The 18,800-nt window shown below is 48.6% G+C and carries 15 protein-coding genes; 8 read left to right on the forward strand and 7 right to left on the reverse strand.

Translation table 11 applies throughout. The annotated features are described in order from the left end of the window. On the forward strand, positions 1-744 hold a 744-nt coding region (locus tag ATORI0001_RS07595; protein WP_050768498.1), incomplete at its 5' end, for a glucosaminidase domain-containing protein. Positions 745-889: 145 nt separating this feature from the next. On the opposite strand, the gene ATORI0001_RS00010 is transcribed toward ATORI0001_RS07595, so the two are convergent. Beyond that, positions 890-3,208, reverse strand: coding sequence for a tetratricopeptide repeat protein (locus ATORI0001_RS00010; RefSeq protein WP_003148492.1), 2,319 nt, complete (start codon positions 3,206-3,208; stop codon positions 890-892). Positions 3,209-3,412: 204 nt separating this feature from the next. On the opposite strand from ATORI0001_RS00010, the gene ATORI0001_RS00015 reads away from it, so the two are divergent. Further along, positions 3,413-4,123: an HAD family hydrolase gene (locus ATORI0001_RS00015; RefSeq protein ID WP_003148285.1), complete on the forward strand. Its 711-nt coding sequence runs from the start codon at positions 3,413-3,415 to the stop codon at positions 4,121-4,123. Between the two features lie 95 nt (positions 4,124-4,218). On the opposite strand, the gene ATORI0001_RS00020 is transcribed toward ATORI0001_RS00015, so the two are convergent. The 4 genes from ATORI0001_RS00020 to ATORI0001_RS00035 form a co-directional block, all read right to left on the reverse strand. After that, on the reverse strand, positions 4,219-6,066 hold the full coding sequence (locus ATORI0001_RS00020) for an ABC transporter ATP-binding protein (RefSeq protein WP_169308222.1): 1,848 nt from the start codon (positions 6,064-6,066) through the stop codon (positions 4,219-4,221). A gap of 118 nt (positions 6,067-6,184) precedes the next feature. Continuing rightward, complete coding sequence (locus ATORI0001_RS00025; protein ID WP_003148444.1) at positions 6,185-8,092, reverse strand: ABC transporter ATP-binding protein; 1,908 nt, start codon at positions 8,090-8,092, stop codon at positions 6,185-6,187. A gap of 87 nt (positions 8,093-8,179) precedes the next feature. Beyond that, positions 8,180-9,043, reverse strand: coding sequence for an alpha/beta fold hydrolase (locus tag ATORI0001_RS00030; protein WP_003148200.1), 864 nt, complete (start codon positions 9,041-9,043; stop codon positions 8,180-8,182). Beyond that, positions 9,043-11,091: a class I tRNA ligase family protein gene (locus tag ATORI0001_RS00035; RefSeq protein ID WP_040324398.1), complete on the reverse strand. Its 2,049-nt coding sequence runs from the start codon at positions 11,089-11,091 to the stop codon at positions 9,043-9,045. The genes ATORI0001_RS00030 and ATORI0001_RS00035 overlap by 1 nt, the downstream gene beginning before the upstream one ends. A 205-nt stretch (positions 11,092-11,296) precedes the next feature. Between ATORI0001_RS00035 and ATORI0001_RS00040 the strand changes: the two genes are divergently transcribed. From ATORI0001_RS00040 to queA, 3 genes are read left to right on the forward strand one after another with little or no spacing between them, the layout of a single operon-like run. Continuing rightward, complete coding sequence (locus ATORI0001_RS00040) at positions 11,297-12,217, forward strand: CPBP family intramembrane glutamic endopeptidase (RefSeq protein ID WP_003148331.1); 921 nt, start codon at positions 11,297-11,299, stop codon at positions 12,215-12,217. Between the two features lie 52 nt (positions 12,218-12,269). Further along, positions 12,270-12,866, forward strand: coding sequence for an epoxyqueuosine reductase QueH (locus ATORI0001_RS00045; RefSeq protein WP_050768508.1), 597 nt, complete (start codon positions 12,270-12,272; stop codon positions 12,864-12,866). Next, positions 12,856-14,019 (forward strand): tRNA preQ1(34) S-adenosylmethionine ribosyltransferase-isomerase QueA, encoded by a 1,164-nt coding sequence (gene queA, locus ATORI0001_RS00050; RefSeq protein WP_003148487.1) that lies wholly within the window; start codon positions 12,856-12,858, stop codon positions 14,017-14,019. The genes ATORI0001_RS00045 and queA overlap by 11 nt, the downstream gene beginning before the upstream one ends. A gap of 29 nt (positions 14,020-14,048) precedes the next feature. Here the strand turns inward: queA and ATORI0001_RS00055 are convergent, their stop codons facing one another. Beyond that, the gene (locus tag ATORI0001_RS00055) at positions 14,049-15,371 is read right to left on the reverse strand and encodes a coiled-coil domain-containing protein (RefSeq protein ID WP_003148371.1); all 1,323 of its coding nucleotides are present in this window, start codon (positions 15,369-15,371) and stop codon (positions 14,049-14,051) included. A 181-nt stretch (positions 15,372-15,552) separates the two neighbouring features. Here ATORI0001_RS00055 and ATORI0001_RS00060 point away from each other — a divergent pair, with 181 nt between their 5' ends. Continuing rightward, a complete protein-coding gene (locus ATORI0001_RS00060; protein WP_003148341.1) occupies positions 15,553-15,825 on the forward strand; it encodes an HPr family phosphocarrier protein in 273 nt (90 codons plus the stop codon). 109 nt (positions 15,826-15,934) lie between these two features. Continuing rightward, positions 15,935-16,309, forward strand: a complete 375-nt coding sequence (locus ATORI0001_RS00065; protein ID WP_003148255.1) for a phage holin family protein — start codon at positions 15,935-15,937, stop codon at positions 16,307-16,309. Between the two features lie 5 nt (positions 16,310-16,314). Here the strand turns inward: ATORI0001_RS00065 and ATORI0001_RS00070 are convergent, their stop codons facing one another. Continuing rightward, positions 16,315-17,487 carry an Mbeg1-like protein gene (locus ATORI0001_RS00070; RefSeq protein WP_003148221.1) on the reverse strand — a complete coding sequence of 391 codons (1,173 nt, stop codon included), beginning with the start codon at positions 17,485-17,487 and terminating at the stop codon, positions 16,315-16,317. 74 nt (positions 17,488-17,561) lie between these two features. On the opposite strand from ATORI0001_RS00070, the gene ATORI0001_RS00075 reads away from it, so the two are divergent. Continuing rightward, positions 17,562-18,740, forward strand: a complete 1,179-nt coding sequence (locus tag ATORI0001_RS00075) for an acyltransferase (protein ID WP_003148787.1) — start codon at positions 17,562-17,564, stop codon at positions 18,738-18,740. Positions 18,741-18,800: the final 60 nt, after the last annotated feature.

The raw sequence follows: 18,800 nt of genomic DNA on the forward strand, positions 1-18,800 counted from the left end.
ACCCTTGCAAATGGCAAACGAGTATGGGCAACGGCAGAAGGATCTCTTGCTGAGTCTGATGCCAAAGATGCCAAGCTGATTACCGATGCACCGTCCGGCGATACCGAAAAGCCCGATGACAATAGCACTCCGGACAAACCTTCAGATAAGCCTTCAGATAAACCTTCCGATGATCCTTCCGATAAGCCCTCCGATAAACCTTCAGAGGTTGCATGGTCAACGGAAACCACCATCCTCGGCGAAGCAAGCCTTACCAAGGATGCTCTTGTGGCGGATTTGAAGGCAGGTCTTGCAGCTCGCGGTATCTCCTATCCAAAAGAGCTTGCCGAAAAGGGTGCGGCCACTCCTGAAGAGTTTGTCGATCAGCTGTGGGACGCTGCCACCGCTGAGGGAGTTCGACCTGAGGTGCTCTATGCACAGGCAATGCTTGAAACGGGTTATCTGCAGTTTAATGGTGACGTTTCGGTTGGGCAGTGTAACTTTGGCGGTATGGGGGCCACCGGAAACGGAGTGCCGGGTGACTCATATCAAAACGTACACGAGGGGCTTCTCGCTCAGGCACAGCATCTTCGGGTATACACAGGCAACACTCCGCTGACAAGCATTGTCGACAAGCGCTTTGGAAATTGGCTGCTGAATAGGCAGAAAGCAAATCCCGCGACGACCATTGGCAAACTTGTTGGTTCGTGGGCAATGTCTCCAACCTACGCCGATCAGATAGTGAGTATCCTCAAAAGGCTTTAAGTCCGACGGGTTTGAGACTTCTATCGGCTGGTAAGGTGCCCTTTGTCTTGATGAAATGAAGGGCACCTTTATATACCTTTACACAAGGGTACAGGGTAAAGCTTTGGTTGTCGGATATGGTAGGAGATGCGTATAAAGGCCTCAATCAGCGGTCAGGTTCTCCTTCAATGGATCTGAGCATATCGTAGTAGATATCATCTTTTGTTATGAGGCCCAGGTTAGTCATGAAGTTTTTTGCCACGCTGAAAAGCTCTGCGTCGAGAGATGCCTGTGTTCCTTCCAAAAAGATTTCCGACACTTCAGGTGTTGGAGCTTTGGGAATGTGCGCCGATGCAAGCGCTTTGTCAATTTCCTCATCGTTGAGCTCGGTAAATGAGAACTTCGGTTCTTGAAGGGCTAAAATACTCATTTCAGTGCCAATTAAAAAACGCGCACCCGGAATAAAGCGCAGGGCATATTGATAGCAGGCACGAGCCGTTGCATATCGCTGAAGACGCCATTGGAAAAACGCCATGCGATAGTATCCAAGGCCAATACCTTCAAGATCATGGGCACGAAGCAGGAGTGTCGTAAGTGTTTCGATAGCCTCTTCAAGTTGGTTTGAGGCTTCAAGACAGTGTGCAAGGTGCAAGTGAGCGCTTGTATTAAGCGGAGCAATTTCAACTGCCCGACGAGCATGCATAATGGCTTGCTCTGTTTTTTTCTGCAAGAGTTCCGAGACGGATGCAAGAAGGTGAGCGTCAAAGTAAGCCGTGGGAACGAGCTTTGTTGTGCGCTGCGGCGTACAGAGCAATCGATTATAAAGAACGCGGTCAACATAGCTCGTAAAGGCGCGCCAACAGACCGTATTATTGTCGGCGTAGGTGCGTTCGGTATCGATGCTGTTTAAGGCAGAGAGAACGCAGTTTTCCGCATTGGCAAACTCTTTTTTGGCGATAAGGGCCCGTGCTTGTGTGACAGCCGCCTGAAGTGCGCCTCCGTTGACAAACTCCTCACCGACGGCCTCTACATCACATTCCGAAAGGGTTCCGTCAATAAGATGAGCCACTACGCGTTCACCGGCACTACGAACGGAGGCGTCCGTATCGTGGGCAGTGAGCGATAAGATCATGCGAACGTTCTTTTCGGTAGAGGAAGAGAGGTTGCGCATGATTTGAGTGGCAATGATTTCGCGATGCTCGCCTTCATCAATGGAGAGTCCGGATACCTGGCTTGTTCCAAGGGCGCGCGCTTCATGAGCAGTGAGTGAGCGCGTGGAATGCTCAATGGCATCGTAGCGGCTGGGAGGGCAGAACCTCTCGTCTTCAAGGCTAAAGGTGGGCTTTATGGGGTGCAAAATACCCTCATCACACTCGATTGAGGCGCCCCAGCTCACAAGCAACGCAGTGGGATCAAATGCGTCCGTCAGTTTTACGGATTCAAATTGTTCTCGCGTGAGGTGTAGCGCATAAAGACAGCAATGCTTGACGGGGTCTTCCGTGACGCCTTCAATCCACACCTCGCAGATGGTTTGAGAGCTCGCAAACGCGCACGATGCCACCAAAATACCAAGGCGCGTGTTGTAATCGGTAGCTGCTTTTTTACGCGAGTTATCCGTTGTGTGAGTAAATCCGGTCTCGGCGTGATATTGGACCTTAGGAAATACTTTCGGGGAGGGCAATTTGATACGAAACGCAGCTCTTCCGGTATGGACGTGAGTGCGAAAATCAAGTTCCAAACGGTAGGGAAGTCGGAGGCTTTCAATGTTGAGAGAGATTGCTTTTCGTACCACCCACTCACCGTCTTGAGCTTTGTCGTGCGGACGGGAAACGATGGCAGGAGTCTGCGCGGCAATCGATTGTGCATAGGTTTGCTCAAATAGAAGAAGGTCTTCTCGGCTTGCCATATTGGCGTCTAAGAAATAATGGTTGGCGAGAAGCGCCGTGTTAAGAATGCTTTCAATCTCAAGTAATTGAAGATGTTCTTGATATGGACAGGCGGACCTCTGGGCCCGGATGTAGAAGAGACCGTTGGTGTGCAGGCGGACTACGCGTATTCCGGAGTATCTTTCATGTGTGGCCGCAGCTGAACCGGCGTGATACGGCATTTTGATATGTTCAATGCCCGCATCACGTAAGCGTTCGGCAAAGTAGAGCTTGTAATCGCTCGGCTCTGTGTAAGAAACAGTATCAAAATCAGTATGTGGTGGTACACCATGGTGATGGGCTCCACGCATTACGTCAGCGACAAAGGCTTTCAAAATCCGAAGAGGCTCTGCAGAAAGGACAAGTTCTCTCGAAAGGTTTTCTATATCAAGGCTTGAGTGTTTTGGAGCGAGAGAAGAATCGATAAGGCCTTCATTTTTTTCAGCAAACAATGAGAACACGTCGGGGAGTGTATCTCCATCGACGAGCGAAGAAAACAACCTTCCCAAACGATTGTGACCAGGTTGTTGGGCTTCTGGATTGCCTGCAAGGTGAGCCACGATACACCTCCAACCGGTGGCATAACGATTCACCTTTTGTTAACTATATACCCAGACGGGTAAAAAAGTTCACTTTTGTCGGTAACCGGTTGTTTTCTTCGGTAAAAGCCTATGGAATGACTTTGTATAATGAGTATGAGTGTTTAGCATGTTGTAGTAATCGAAAGACTTTTTATATACACCTGTGTATCGTGAGGATAAACAATGGCAATTACGGTTCCAAACGTGGCTCTAAACAGCATGGATTATCAGCGGAGTCTTGATGACATTGCGCGCCGGAAACTCGTTATCTTTGACTTTGACGGTACGCTTGCCGACACCATGCCCGGTATTACGCAGACTGCTCATAAGGTATTTACAGAAATTGGTATGACAGAGGAGGAAATGGGAGACATCCGCCGCATTGTCGGACCTCCTTTTCCGTTTGCATTTGAAATTGTCTACGGCATGAATCGCGCGCAGGCAGAAGCGGTGACTAAGCGCTACCGAGAAATCTATGCTGTTGAGGGTACGTGGCCTCTTTTTAGAGGAGTGCATACGTTATTGAGCGATCTTAAGCAAGCGGGAAAGTTAGTGGCCATTGCAAGCTCCAAGCAACAGCCACTTGTGATGCGTGGCGTTGCTGACAATCATCTTGAGGATATTTTGGACGCGTGCGTGGGAAGGATCGACGAAGCAGAGTCAACCAAGGTGCAAGCGATTGCTACGGTGATGAATAAACTGCAGGTAGACCCTAAAGATGCCGTCATGGTGGGCGACCGTATGTATGATATTGATGCCGCACGTCCCAATGACATTCCCTGTGTTGGTGTCCTCTATGGAGAAACGACGGTTAAGCAGGAGCTTATTGACCATGAAGCCGCCGCAATCGTTGACAGTGTCCAAGAGCTGCACCGTGTGCTTCTCGGCACATAGTCTTTGGGACATATTACAGACATACGATAGAAAAAACACGCCGTAGCCTCAGGTTGAGACTACGGCGCGCGCTATTGTGACGTAGCTTTTAGGCTTTATTCAAGCTCAAAGGCGCCCGTATAGAGCTGGTAATAGGTGCCTCGCTTGGCGAGAAGCTCCTCATGAGTTCCTCGCTCAATGATGCGACCGTGGTCAAGGACGACGATAACGTTTGAGTTACGAACCGTGGAGAGACGGTGCGCAATGACAAACGTGGTGCGATCGTACATAAGTGCATCCATACCACGCTGAACGATGGCCTCGGTGCGTGTGTCGATACTGGAAGTTGCTTCATCCAAAATCATGACGGGAGGATCGGCAACGGCTGCGCGCGCAATGGAGATGAGCTGTCGCTGACCCTGTGAAAGCGCCGAACCGTTGTCTTTGAGCATGGTGTGGTAGCCGTTGGGGAGACGACGGATAAAATCGTCGGCACCGGCAAGCTTTGCGGCACGGACGCAGTCCTCATCGGTGGCGTTGAGACGACCATAGCGAATATTGTCCATAACCGTTCCGGTAAAGAGATTGACATCTTGCAAGACCACGCCGAGCGCCCGCCTGAGTGAGCTCTTTTTGATCTTGTTGATGTTGATGCCGTCATAGCGGATTTTACCGTCCTCAATGTCATAGAAACGGTTCAAAAGATTGGTGATGGTCGTTTTTCCGGCACCGGTTGCGCCGACAAAGGCAACCTTTTGTCCCGGCTTTGCATAGAGAGAGATGTTGTGCAAGACGGTATTTCCCGGCACGTATGCAAAATCAACATCAAAGAGGCGCACGTCGCCGGTAAGCGGCGTATACGTAATACTGCCGTCTTTGTGGGGGTGTTTCCACGCCCAGTGACCCGTGCGATACTCAGCCTCTTGAATCTGACCATTGACCATCTCGGAGTTGACAAGGGTGACATACCCTTCATCTTTTTCAACGTCCTCATCCAAGAGTTCAAAAATACGATTTGCGCCCGCTATTCCCATAACGACGGAGTTAATCTGCCCTGAAATCTGTCCAATCTGAGCGGCAAACTGGCGTGTCATATTGAGGAAGGGGACGGCCACTGCAATATTGAGGGCCATACCGGAAAAAGAAATATTCTGGAAGTTTGTGGAAATCATGATACCCGCCGCTATGGCAACGATGACGTACAGAAGATTTCCAATATTGTTCAGTATGGGCATGAGTGTGTTGGAGTAAGCGTTTGCATCGCGGGAGCGGGCCATAAGCTCATCGTTGAGTACATCGAAGGATGCTTCGGTTTCACTCTCATGACTGAACACCTTGACGACCTTCTCGCCATTCATAATCTCTTGGATATGACCCTCAACATCGGCGGTGGTCTTTTGCTGTTTCATAAAGTTTCGAGCCGAGCGTCCGCCCAGAAAACGAGTAAGTCCGACCATTACAACAGAACCGAAGATGATGATGAGTGCCATGGGGATGCTGTAGTAAAACATAATGACTACAACGGCAATCAGTATTACGGATGTGAAAAGCAGCTGAGGCAGGCTGATGCCAATCATCTGACGCATGGCATCGATATCATTGGTGTAATAGCTCATCACGTCGCCGTTGAGGTGTGAGTCAAAGTAACGGATGGGCAAATTTTGCATGTGATCGAACATCTTGTAGCGGAACTTCTGGAGAGCTCCTTGGGTCACAATAGCCATACCTTGGGTGGAAATGACATTACAGATGAGACCTATGACATAGATGCCTGCGAGAAGCGCAACGTTGGAGAAAATAACTGGCTGGGCACCTGACCAATCTGCGGCACCGATATACTGCTCGATAATGGTAATAATACGCTCAAGAAAAATGTTAGGCACCGACTGCATGATGGCCTGAATGACGGCAGTACCAAGTGCAACAGGAAGAAGGATAGGGTAGAACTGCCACAGCATCTTCATGGTGCGACCAATAACCTTGCCCGCAGGGACCTTCTTTCGAGGGTATTTGAAAGCTTCTTGAATGCTGTTTTGTGTGCCGGCTGTTTTCACTTGCTGTTCTTGAGTGGAGAATTTCTCGTTACTCATGTGAGCTCACCTCCTTTTCGGCTCCATGTACTTCATCGGCATCTTGACGATTCTGCGAGAAGTATACTTCGCGGTAAATTTCATTCTTTTTGAGAAGCTCTTCATGTGTGCCAACGGCGTTGATACGGCCGCCGTCGATAACAAGAATGCGGTCGGCATCCTCAACACTTGATGTGCGCTGCGCAATGATAATTTTGGTTGTCTCAGGCAGGAAGCTGCGAAGACCTTCTCGAATAAGTGAGTCCGTCTTTGTATCAACGGCGCTGGTTGAATCATCAAGGATGAGTACCTTTGGCTTTTTTAAGAGCGCGCGAGCAATACAGAGACGCTGTTTCTGACCGCCGGAAACATTGGTGCCTCCTTGCTCGATATGAGTGTCGTAGGCATCGGGGAAGGTTTGTACAAAACCGTCTGCCTGCGCAAGTTTAGCCGCTTCAACAATTTCCTCGTCAGTGGCGTGTTTATTGCCCCAACGAAGATTTTCGGCAATGGTTCCGGAAAAGAGGACATTTTTCTGCAGGACCATCGCAACGGCTCCACGGAGTGTATCCAGATCGTATTCACGCACGTCATGGCCACCTACGCATACGCTGCCAGACGTAACGTCATAAAGACGGGGAATGAGCTGTACCAAGGTGGATTTTGCCGATCCGGTTCCTCCGATGACTCCTATGACTTCTCCGGATTTGATATGAAGATCAACGTTGGAAAGTGCTTCTCGTCCTTTGGGGCCTGCATATGAAAAACCGACGTTGTTGAAGTCAATGCTTCCGTCCGTCACTTCCATACGGGCAATTTCGGGATTTGTAATGGTCGGCTTGGCGAGAAGTACCTCGCAGATACGGCGCGCACCCTCTTCCGCAATGATAATCATAGCGAGTATGAAAGAGAGCATCATGAGGCTCATAAGCATCATGAAGCCATAGGTAATAAGTGAGGAGAGCTGACCGACGCCCAAGGCACTTCCTTGTGTGGAAATGATAAGGAAGGAGCCTACGTAGAGAATGGCGACAAAAACCACGTAAATAGAGAAGTTCATAAACGGTGAGTTCAGAGCAATGATACGTTCCGCTTTGGTAAATCCGGCCTGCAAATCTTTTGATGCCTTATCGAATTTTTGGCGTTCAAAATCTTCATTTACAAAAGACTTTACTACACGGATACCTGCAAGGTTTTCCTCTGCGGATTCGTTTAAGGCATCGTATTGTTTGAATACACGCTTGAAAATAGGAATCACTTTGGTAATGAGGATGTAGAGTGCAATTCCCAAAAGCGGCATCATGGCGGCAAAAATAAAGGCCATCCATCCGCCCATAATAAAGGCTGCAATGAATGAAAAAAGGAGCATAAACGGAGCTCGTATGGCCATGCGAATAAGCATCATATAGGCCATTTGGACATTGGTAATATCGGTTGTCAGACGAGTTACCAAAGACGACGTTGAAAACGAATCTATGGTAGTAAATGAGAAGGTCTGTATGTTATAGAACATATCGCGTCGAAGATTGCGCGCAAAGCCGGTAGAGGCATGCGCGCAGGTAATGCCGGCGGCGCCTCCCGCAATGAGTGAGCAAAGCGCCATGAGAGCAAGAATTGCTCCGGAATTCATAATTGCCGCGACATCGGCGCCGGCGCGAAGTGTGTCTACCAAATCTGCGGTTCTAAATGGTATTAAAACTTCAAAAACCGTTTCGATAAATACAAGAATGGGTGTCAGTATACTTGCGTTTTTGAACTCTTTAATGCTTTTCGCAAGTACGCGCATGATTTGCATAATAGTGAAGTCACTCGTATCGGTAATACCCGTGCGCTTCTGTTGTTCTTGTGCAAGAGCGGCAATTTGTTCGGCGGATGCGAGTTCTTGTTCCAATGTATCCTCTGATGTCAGGATGTCTGACATAAAGTATCTCCCTTCGTTTGAACTCTGTGCATTTTTATGCCAAATAAAGATGTATTTTCTATTTTTACCACGTATACAAGGAAATAATTAGGCAAAATTCTTTTTTCTTTTAATTGTGGAGAGAAGGACACGCACGACAGATTCCGCATTGGCCTTGGGCAGATTATGAGGCATGCCGGGTACAAAGAGAAGATGAGCGTGTGGTATGGCCTGAGCGATTCTCAGTGTTTCCGAGGCAAGAATATCGTCATATTCACCTGCCATAATGGTAGTGGGACACTTGATGGAAGAGAGAGATTCAGCTGGTATTTGTGGCTCCGTGTACATAAGTTCAATGTGCTCCGCTATTTTTGCCGCTTCATGCGGGCTTGGAACCGGATAGCCGTCCTCAAGGGTTGCACCTTCGTATCCGTACTGCGCCCAATACCTTTGAGCTGCAACGTATTCAGGAATCCAAGAAATGTCTCCGGCACCTTCCGGAATGAGGTTGGCTCCAATTGCGGTGAGACTTGCAACCTTATCGGCATAGTCGCGAGCAAGGAGCAGCCCTTCGATGCCTCCGTCAGAAAATCCAAGAACGTGCGCGCCGGCGACACCCAGATCGTCCAGTACGGCGGCGGCGTCTGCGGTCATACGTTCGTAGGTAAACGCAGCAGAGCCGCGGGTGCTTTCGCCTTGATCGCGAGAATCCATCGCAATAACGTCGTATCCTCTATCCACCATCGCATCGATAACGCGGCCAAAAATGCCATGCTCTTCTCCGTTGCCATGAAGCATAAGGATGGGAGTGTGCGAAAAGAGGTCCTTGTCGCCCTTCTCGCTCCCCGAATATATAAAGCTTGCAATGGATGCTCCGTCAGGCATAGACGTATTGTGCCGCTTGACAAGGAGAGCGGTTGGCTTTTGGTATGGCTGTGGGCGATATACGGGAGGAAGGGATACGGTCTCCATCACTGTTTCTTTTTCTGCTGGCTGGGATGTGCTTTGAAGAAATCAAAGCGGGGTGGAAGCTCTTCGATCATATGCGTTTGAGCATCTTTCCCAAGTATCCGGGCAAGCTGCTTGGGGCCTTCCATGGCATGTTCCCACGAGAAGAATACTTCAGGCGAGAAGTTCATAGCCTGAGCGATACGCTCGCAACCGGCAGGTACTGCCGGATGCATCAGAAGAGTTACCGTACGTAATACGCAAAATGCGTCCGCGAGAGCCTGTTCGTAGGCAGCATCGTTTCCTTTTGCGGCTTTTGAAGCCTCGTCCCAGCGCTTGTTTTCCGCACGGGCGAACTCTTCAACGGCGCCGAGAGCACCGTGTGCATCAAAATCGTGCGCCATGCGCTCGAAGGCAAGCGTGGTATTGATACACGCATCAATAACATCTTGGTGAGGATCAACCGTAGGAAGATGTCCGGAGCAGGCGTTTGCGGCACCATAAAAGCAGCTACGAGCCAAGCGGTTAAAAATGTTCGTGAGAAATGCCGATTCTTTCAGTGCCGGATCAACAACCCTGGGATCGTCTTTCGTAAGGAGATCGGGAGCACCGTCTTTGCCGGGCCTTGAGACGGAGGTGTCAAAGGCTTTTGGCGAGAAGGACACCGCACGCTGGTCAAGGCCTAGCGAGAGCCAATGTGCGCGGAGCTGCTCGGGAGTGTAGAAGTCCAGGAGTTCCTCGGCCATGGGAGGCTTAATGGCTCCTGAGCTTGAAGCTTTTTTATTCATGAAGAGGATGTGGTAGTTTGCTACCGGAATATCGGTGGTAAGACCCCAGTCAAGAGCATCCCATAGGGGGTTTTGGACAACGCAGTAGAAAAAGATATTGTCTTGGCCAATGAACTGATAAACCTGAGCGTCATCGCTGCACCACCAATCATGCCAGTCGTCGCTGGCATAGCGATGCTCACCGGATGCAGCATCCGCATCGAGACGGGCGCGGGTAAAGGTAATGGGCGCCCAGAGGCTCTCGGTCCATACCCAAATGGTGAGGTCTTTCAGGTCGTCAAGATCGGGAGCTTTAAGGCCCCATGAGATATTTCCGGTCATGCGATAGGGAAGAAGCGTTTTGCCCGTACGGAAACGAATCCCCTCGGCGTCAAGGATGTCGCGTGCACAATCGCGGTCTTCCCAGTTTTTAAAGACAAGGGTAAAAGATTGGCCGCTCTTCTCAGCCTCGATGAGTTCATATGCGGGAAGACTGTCGCAGACGGCATCAAACGCCTCGCGGAACTTCTCCTGGATATACATCATAGGAGCAACAAGGGTCTCGCGAATTGTGCTGGTTACAACATTTCTAACCTGCGGGTCTTTCTCCCAGCGATCGGTAAGGTCACGTAAAAACTGCTGGTATTTTGACAAGTCAAAGTACCAGCTTGGTGCCGGTCTAAGCTCCGGCTTTGTTCCCGTAAGCTGCGAGACGGGAGAAATGAGCTCTTCCGGATCAAATTGATGTCCGAGTTCACACTCCTCGGCATAGGCCTTATCGGATTTACAACCTTTAATGGGACAGCGTCCGATAACCTGGCGTCCGTTTAAGAAGGTGTGTGCTTTTGTATCGTAAAACTGCTTTGTGGAGCGTTTGGTAAGCGTGCCTTTCTCATAGAGGCGGTGCATGATTGTATCGGCCATCTCTTCATGGATGGGAAGCGAAGGCTCAAGCGCGGAGCCTCCGTAAAAGTCCAGTGAGATGCCATACGCGTCAAGAGCACGCTTTTGCAGTGTGTGGTTGGACGTTACATAGTCAAGAATCGTTCCCTTATATGCCTCTTGTTCAACCTTTTTACGATAGCCTTCTGCGATAGGAGAGCCATAGCAGTCGGTTCCGGAGACAAACAGTACGTTTTCTTTGCCCAGGCGATCGCGGAGGAAGCGTGCAAAAAAATCTGCCGGAACAAAGACGCCTGCAATATGTCCAAAGTGTAGGTTTTTGTTGCCGTATGGCATACCTCCGGTGATAACGGCTCGTTTGGGAAAGTGTGGACGGCAAGAAACGTTCGTGCTATCTGTCATGAAAACCTCGCAGTTTAAACGTGTGTAGAGATGCATAAAGAATCGGTAGATACAGTAAAATTATTTCACAAATCAGTCGCTTTTGCGCTGCCATTTTATGTTGCGTGGTATAAGGTATTCGCACAATCAAAAGAAGTCGATACTATACTTAGGCGTAAGATGCTAGGGTAGGTCGAAGATATACACATATTAGCAGGGGAGCACGATGGCAAAAAAATCGCTGGTAAACAGTTTTGACTTTACGGAAGCTAAGCCACCAAAATATCCGTTTTCCCCGGCAGCTGTTGGTCTTCTCATGATTGCCATACCTATCGCTGCGTATGGTATTGGAATGCTTTATATTCCTTCGGAATATCGCCTATATCTTCAATTCATCTCGTTTCTCTGCGTTCTTGCGCTCGTAATGCTATGGAATGCACGCATCAATGGGCGCACAAAAGAAGCACTCGGTTTTCACATGGGTGGATGGCATTCATTTTTCTCCGGGGTTTCTCTCGGAGTTGTGCTTGTCGTGGTCTCAATCGGCCTTATTTTTCTCTGTGATGGGTTTTCGCTTGGCATTGATGAGGGATATCCCTTATGGTATGCCGCATGTGTCGTTCTTGGATTTTTAATACAAAGCGTTGCCGAGGAAGTTCTCTTTAGAGGGTATGTGCAAAACGGCACTATTGCCGCAACTAAAAATCCGTGGATAGGTATTTTTGTACAGGCTTTCCTGTTTGTCCTTCTCCATGGCATTAACGCAGACATTGAGCCGCTTGCGCTCTGCTCGCTTTTTGCGTTTGGTGTGCTCTTTGGATTGTTATTTGAGTATTCCGATAGTGTTTGGTTTGGCGCAGGCGTTCGTTTTATCTGGTACATAGTGCCGACGCTTCTCTTTGGTATGCGCATCTGTGGATATACCGGCATCTCTTCAATTTTACTGTCAACTCCGCAAGGACCGCAGATTCTTTCCGGCGGTGCATACGGACTTGAGGCAAGTGTCCTGACGCTTCTTGTTGCCGTTTCAAGTTGTGCCGTATACGTGCTCATCATTCAGCATATCGAGAAGAGCTCCGTGAAGAAAAAGAAAGCTGCATCCCAAAAGAAGGCTGCACCACAAAAGAAGGCTACGTCCCGTGCTTAGCAAGGAGTCGACTATACATATCGCGTCGGAAAACAGCACACGTTCCGGTGCCATTTTGCCCGGTACGCCTCTTTTACTCCATGCGTGTTGCGGACCGTGCTCGCTCGAGCCGCTTAAGCTTTTGAGAGAAGAGGGCTTTGAGCCAACCATTTGCTGGACAAATCCTAACATTCAACCGATTGAAGAACATGAGCATCGCCTCAAGACGCTGCTTACATGGGCACAAGAAGTGGCTCATGTTGAAGTTATTGTTGCGGGAGATCCTCGCGAGAGCTGGGAGCGCTCGGTTGCTCCTGCAGCGTTTGATCGAGAGAGGCGCTGTGGGGCTTGCTATGCGATTCGACTCAAGGAGAGTTGTCGTGTGGCACGTGAACAAGGCTTTTCTTTCATATCAACAACATTGGCCGTCTCGCCCTATCAGCTCTTTGATGTGTGTGGAGACGAGCTTGTGAGCATTGCCCATTCCTATGGACTCACGCCGGTCTGGCGCGATTTTCGTCCGTATTATGCCGAGGCAACGAGAGAGTCTCGCGAATTGGGAATGTATCGACAAAACTATTGTGGTTGCCGGTTTTCGGCTGCCGAGGCAACTCTTGAGCGCCAAGAAGCGCGTGACGTAAGAAAGGCTGCTAAAAAGCATGCGTACTGATGATTTTGATTATGACTTACCTGATGAATTGATCGCTCAGACACCGGCAGAGCCGCGTGATTCGTGCAGGCTTTTGGTGTTGCACAGAGACGATGGATCTATAGAGCATCGGCATTTCAGGGACATCGTAGAGTACCTTGACCCCGGTGATTTGATTGTTGCGAACAAGACTCGCGTTATGCCGGCACGCCTTGTGGGCAGAAAGCGTGAAACGGGAGGAGTCTCGGAAACGCTTTTGCTTAAACGGCGAGAAGACCTTGATCCTTTGGGGCATCTTTGGGAGTGTCTGGTAAGTCCCGGGAAACGTCTGAAACCTGGAGCGATTATTGAATATCGTGCAGGAGGACTCCACGCACCCCTAACGTCGCCGGTGGTTTTGTGCGGTGAGATCGTTGATTTTGTGGAGGGCAGTAAGGGAGGACGCCTTGTGCGTTTTGAAGCTCCCGGAACTCAAGCGCTTGATGAGGCCATTCATGCTGCTGGTCATGTGCCGCTGCCACCCTACATTACCGATTATGAAGGCGATCCAGAAAAATACCAAACGGTCTATGCGATGCAAGACGAACATTCCGCGGCAGCTCCAACGGCGGGACTTCACTTTACTCCCGAACTTATAGAAGACATCAAAACGCATGGCATTACGTGGGAATCCGTTGAGCTTGAGGTGGGTATCGATACGTTTCGTCTTGTGGAAGAAGACGACCCCACACAGCATGTCATCCATACCGAGCGATATCACGTTTCACAAGGGGTTATCGATGCCATACGCACCACAAAGGCAGAGGGACATCGCGTAATTGCCATAGGTACGACGAGTGTACGCTCGCTTGAAAGTGCCTGGGACGGTGACGCATGCGCCTCAAACCCGGCAATTACCGCAAGATATTTCGAGGACGCTTCGGGTTCCGCTCGCATTACGAAAACAGGAGATCTGGTTGCGCGTGAAAATGCCACAACCAACCTCTACCTCATGCCCGGATCAACCTTTCATGTGGTGGATGCCATGGTGACAAACTTCCATGTACCGCGCTCAACACTCATGATGCTCGTTTCGGCGTTTGCTTCACGGGAAAGCATCATGTCCGCCTACGACGCTGCCATTAAAGAACGATATCGCTTTCTTTCGTTCGGAGACGCCATGTTGATTGTCTAGCTTGGGTTAGCCGGCTTGTCTAGCTTGGATTAGCCGGCCAAGATTTTCCATACGAGAAGCACAACCAAAGCGACAAACCCCAAAACAATGGCAAGAAGAAGGAGTCTTTGTTTGCGGGTACGTACTCTCAGAGTTTTTTCTTCGTAAGCGAGCTTTTCAACTTCTCCTTGGGTCTGTTCAACAGCAGAGAGCTGAGAAGAGACGGAGTTTTTGAGCCGCTCGGTTTCCTCTGGTGACGTTTGAATGGCTTGGGCATCTTCCAGAATAGCCTGTGCTGCGTCGTACTTCTCGGCAGCGGCATCAAAAGCATCCTGCGCCTGCTTGATATTGTTTTGTGTCTCGGTAATGTTGTTTTGAGCAATACGCTCACGCGCATGGGCTTCCGTTTGGCGCTTCTCAAACTCATTTTTTCGCTGCTCATATTCGGCATGAGCCGTATCGGTTGCGCTTTGGGCAACTTCGAGTGACTTTTTTTGCGTCCAAAGGTGAGTTTGGGCCATTTCAATGGTACTTTTTGCTTGTGTGGTAATAATATCCAGTGACTTTTGAGCTTCAGATTCGCGGAGTTTCTCTGAGGCAAGATCATTTTGTATTCGAGTAATGGCGCCATTGTTGGCGGCGGGATCCTCTTTCAGCTCTGTAAGCTCTTCTTGCAGTTTGTGCTGGCGTTCCTGTGAGTTACTGAGAGCGCGTTGCGTGGAGGCAAGAGATTGATCTCTATGCTCCGTAGCATCTTTTACTTGAGATTCTGCAGCTTTGATAGCTCGTTTTGCTTCGGCTACCGTTCGGGAGACATCATCAAGGCGCCCTTTAGCCGTCTCGGAAAGATTGCGATATGGTCTGAGTTCTTGTTCGTCTTCGACAATGAGAGCTTCGAGCTTGCTTTGAAGTTCCGAACAGGTTTTTGTAAGGGATTCAACGAGGTCTTTTTGCCGTTTCATTTCCGCGGATGTCTCGTTGATGATGGCCTGCTGCTCAGCAACAATTGAGTCATAGTTTTCGTGTACATATATGCGGTGCTCAAGCTGCCCTTGGTCAGACGTAAGAACGCTTTGCATTTCTTTCATTTTGTTTCGAGCATGAGCATGTGCCTTTGCGGCCGATCTCACTTCTCGTACCGCCGAAATACCGTCTGCGACAGCATTTTGAGCTTCTCCAAAAGCACCACTTACGGTATTGACTACATTTCCCGCAAGATTTTCCATGTTTGTTTGAGCTTCAGAAGAAGGTTTGTCTTCGCCTGACTGCTCGTTTTCAAAACGGACGGCGCTGTCATCTACAGGTTCTTCATATATGTCATGTTCCTCACTGACTTCAGAATCATTTTGGCTATATCTATCTTTTTCAGACATATTGCCCTCCAAATGCCATGATAAAGGTTTAATTGGGAACTATCTTATCGCACAAAGCGTGATAACTTTCAGTTTCTTGGATAATATACAAAGTAAATTGTAGTGTGATTTGCTAGGATGTCGTATAGTGGGTTATGGAAGATTTTTCCATACATTGGAAAATTGAAAGGGGAGTCCACCTATGGTTTCAAAGCAGACTACTATCACCAATGCAACGGGTCTTCATGCTCGTCCAGCTTCCGTCTTCGTAACAGAGGCAAAGAAGTTCGAGAGCAATGTGACGCTCAAAAATGTTGACAAGGATTCAGCTCCTGTCAACGCCAAGTCCATCATGATGATTTTGGCAGCAGGTCTTGGCACCGGCACAAAGATTGAGATTGCTTGTGATGGTCCTGACGAGCAGGCAGCTCTTGACGCACTTATCGCTCTTGTCGATGCTGGTTTTGGAGAATAGTTCAATAGATTTTGGGCAAAATCCTACAAGAAGCTCGGCTTCGGTCGAGCTTCTTTTATATCTCGGGATATACGTGTTCGGCGACAACGGCGCGTACAGGAGGATTGAGATGAATAGAAAGAGTTTTGTTTTGACATGGTTTGCAACGCTTGTGGCAACTTTGGTTGCGGTTGCATTTGTCCCGGGCATGTCGGTTGTTGGAGGGAACTGGGCAGGTCCCATTGCATTTGCATTGGTACTCGCGTTTCTTAACGCTTCAATTAAGCCGGTTGTGCAGTTGCTTTCGCTTCCCATTACCCTTTTGACTTTGGGAATTTTCTCTTTGGTTATCAACGCTTTTATGCTTGAGTTGGCGAGTTTTCTTTCGCGTCATGTGCTTGGAAATGGCGTGCTTATCGAGGGTTTTGGCTCGGCATTTTTAGGTGCAATCGTAATCTCTTTGGTAAGTTCATTTGTGGCAGGTTTTATAAAGTCAAGTGATTAAGAGCGTTAGCTGGGTCCGCCTTTGTATGTGTCGGTTGTTGGCGAGAAGAGCTGACGGGGGTTCATTTGCTCTCGTATTGTCGAAGCCGATGCTGAGACAAGCGCTCCAAACAGATCGGCAAATATCGACCATGTTCGTCTGTCCGTATTCATAAGGGCGGCGAGAACCGCTCTGAGCGATGAGGCAGATGTGGTAATTTCGTTAAAGTAGACGGCGCCTCCAGCCTCAAGTGCGTCAAAGAGCTCATTGGTCATGGCCTCTCGTTTTTCAAGAGGCAGATCTGTGTACCATGAGCTGAAGGCTTCATTCACTTTTTTGCATTCGGGAGTAAAGTCATTGCAGGTAATAAAGTGATCGCGCTCAACTTGCCATGATATGCCATCGTGCGCCATCATGCCGCTCTCCGAGCTCTTTACAATGGTAAAAGGTGTTTGAGGATCATTAAAAATCATTCCCACTACACTGAACTGAGGAAGAATCCGAATGTACTTCTCGCCAAGAATGTCATGAGCGGTACTGTCGAGGACGCCCGGACACATGTTAGGCCCATCGTTACTCCAAACGCGATCGATATACGGGAGAAGTTCTTGGGGGAGTACAGTGGCTGCATAGCTTGCAAGATTGCCGCCTTTTGAATGACCACCAACGAGAATATGGGTACCTGCGGAAGTTTGCGTATCTCGCAGGTATTCTCGAATGCGCGCCTCAAGATATTGAGCGGCACGTTTATCAGCTGCAGTAATCTTAAAGCTGAGATCAAGGTTTTCTCGCCAACCCACCAAAGTTCCATCGGTGCCTCGATACGAGATAAAGCGAGATCCGTTTGGAAGATATATCGTAAGGCCGGCAAATTGCATGTTTTTATTGTGGTCAAGACGGTTGACATACTTGCCAAGTCTTGCTTTGGCAAAGCGGGGAGAGTCGATAAGTGCTTCAAGGAAGGTAGTATCAATGCGGGAAAGACCGGAGATAAGGCTTGGATCTTTTTTAATGCGCTCGATCATTTTTTGACATGCATCTGAGAGCAATACGGTTTTGTTGGAGCGTTCGGAGGGAACGATGCCATCAAAGCCAAGGTAGGAAAGGAGAGAGAGGACGAGATTGTCAACATCGTTGAAAGGACAATTGTCCAATAAAATGTCGCCACGCCACTTTAGATAGTCAACTATGTTTGCCATACACTATTTCCTCTCAGCCTAGAAATCTTAATAATGGCATAATCAAAAGGTCGTTCGGATACTTGGAGTATAACGTGGAAGATACTGCCGGAGTTTTGCAATTTAACACTCAGCCTCAAAAGAAAACGGGGCAAACGCCCGTACATACACATATGGTATTTGTCGATATTCTCAATATCGTATGCGCACTTGCCGTGGTGATGCTTCATACGTCACTGAACGTATATGTTCCCGAGCGAACACAAATCTGGTCTTTTTCACTTAAACTTCAGGCAGTTTTCATTTTTGCGGTACCCGTCTTTTTTATGATAAGCGGTATGAACTTGCTTGGATACCGTACGAAATACTCAACAAAGGAGTTCTTTTTCAAACGGGTACGTCGTGTGGGGACTGCATTTCTTTTAGGAAGTATTCTTTGCTATTGTCTGTATTGTTTCTTTCCGCATGAATTTTGGGGCACAGAGAGCTTTGTGGGAGTCTTTGGTCCCAAGGATTTTGTAAAAAGGATACTGACAAACAACATCAACAGTACTTATTGGTTCTTTTATACCATCATATATCTCTACGTTTTGACACCCGTTCTATCACATATAGCCCCTCATAAGCGGACGCTGCAGTATGTTTTGGCTCTGACATTTTTTGTGGGTGTCCTTGTTCCGTTGGCAGAGTTTTGTGGCATGAGGCATGAGTATTTTTCCAACGTTTTTGGCTGGCCGTTTTTCGCCAGTTGGGCAACTTTTTATTATGCAGGAGGATATTATCTACATCGATTTGTGCACTTCAAGAAGGGCCTTTTGTCCCGTCCTTTTATATGGGTTGGTATCTACGTGATAGCAACGCTTGCCATGTATGTTCTCACACTGTATGTCAACGGGTGGTATGCAGGCGCAAAATTGAGCCATGAGTACCGGAACTTTATAGCCTCTCCCGGATCTCCTTTATGTGTGATTCAGGTCCTATCCGTCTTTTTGTTTGTCCGGTCGTTGGAGCCATGGCTTGCCAAACTTCCAGCTCTTGCAAAAAAGATATTGAAAACGGTTTCGGCTGCAGGGGTAGGAATCTACCTCATTCAAATTCCTATCATTAACTATATTTCGGTAAAGTACGATCAAGCGCTCTACGCATGGTTAAAAGACGATGCATTTATACGCGGTTTGTTCGTATTTATAGTTGCGGCAATTATGGTAGTGGCATTGCAGGGGCTCTGGAGAGCCTTAAAAAGATGTATTACGTCTCGCACCAAGAGTTTATAGCGTATACGGGTAGAGATAATTTGGTTTCCAATTTGTGTCCAGCCGATGTGGTAGCGTAGC

The organism is Lancefieldella rimae ATCC 49626 (assembly GCF_000174015.1).
GTDB lineage: Bacteria > Actinomycetota > Coriobacteriia > Coriobacteriales > Atopobiaceae > Lancefieldella > Lancefieldella rimae.

Excerpts from the sequence above, each read along its gene's own strand:
- ATORI0001_RS00040 (WP_003148331.1), top strand. The coding sequence starts at position 11,297 with ATGGCAAAAAAATCGCTGGTAAACAGTTTTGACTTTACGGAAGCTAAG.
- ATORI0001_RS00020 (WP_169308222.1), bottom strand. The coding sequence starts at position 6,066 with ATGAAGATGCTGTGGCAGTTCTACCCTATCCTTCTTCCTGTTGCACTT.
- ATORI0001_RS00065 (WP_003148255.1), top strand. The coding sequence starts at position 15,935 with ATGAATAGAAAGAGTTTTGTTTTGACATGGTTTGCAACGCTTGTGGCA.
- ATORI0001_RS00060 (WP_003148341.1), top strand. The coding sequence starts at position 15,553 with ATGGTTTCAAAGCAGACTACTATCACCAATGCAACGGGTCTTCATGCT.
- ATORI0001_RS00025 (WP_003148444.1), bottom strand. The coding sequence starts at position 8,092 with ATGTCAGACATCCTGACATCAGAGGATACATTGGAACAAGAACTCGCA.
- ATORI0001_RS00070 (WP_003148221.1), bottom strand. The coding sequence starts at position 17,487 with ATGGCAAACATAGTTGACTATCTAAAGTGGCGTGGCGACATTTTATTG.
- ATORI0001_RS00015 (WP_003148285.1), top strand. The coding sequence starts at position 3,413 with ATGGCAATTACGGTTCCAAACGTGGCTCTAAACAGCATGGATTATCAG.
- ATORI0001_RS00030 (WP_003148200.1), bottom strand. The coding sequence starts at position 9,043 with ATGGAGACCGTATCCCTTCCTCCCGTATATCGCCCACAGCCATACCAA.
- ATORI0001_RS00055 (WP_003148371.1), bottom strand. The coding sequence starts at position 15,371 with ATGTCTGAAAAAGATAGATATAGCCAAAATGATTCTGAAGTCAGTGAG.
- ATORI0001_RS00035 (WP_040324398.1), bottom strand. The coding sequence starts at position 11,091 with ATGACAGATAGCACGAACGTTTCTTGCCGTCCACACTTTCCCAAACGA.
- queA (WP_003148487.1), top strand. The coding sequence starts at position 12,856 with ATGCGTACTGATGATTTTGATTATGACTTACCTGATGAATTGATCGCT.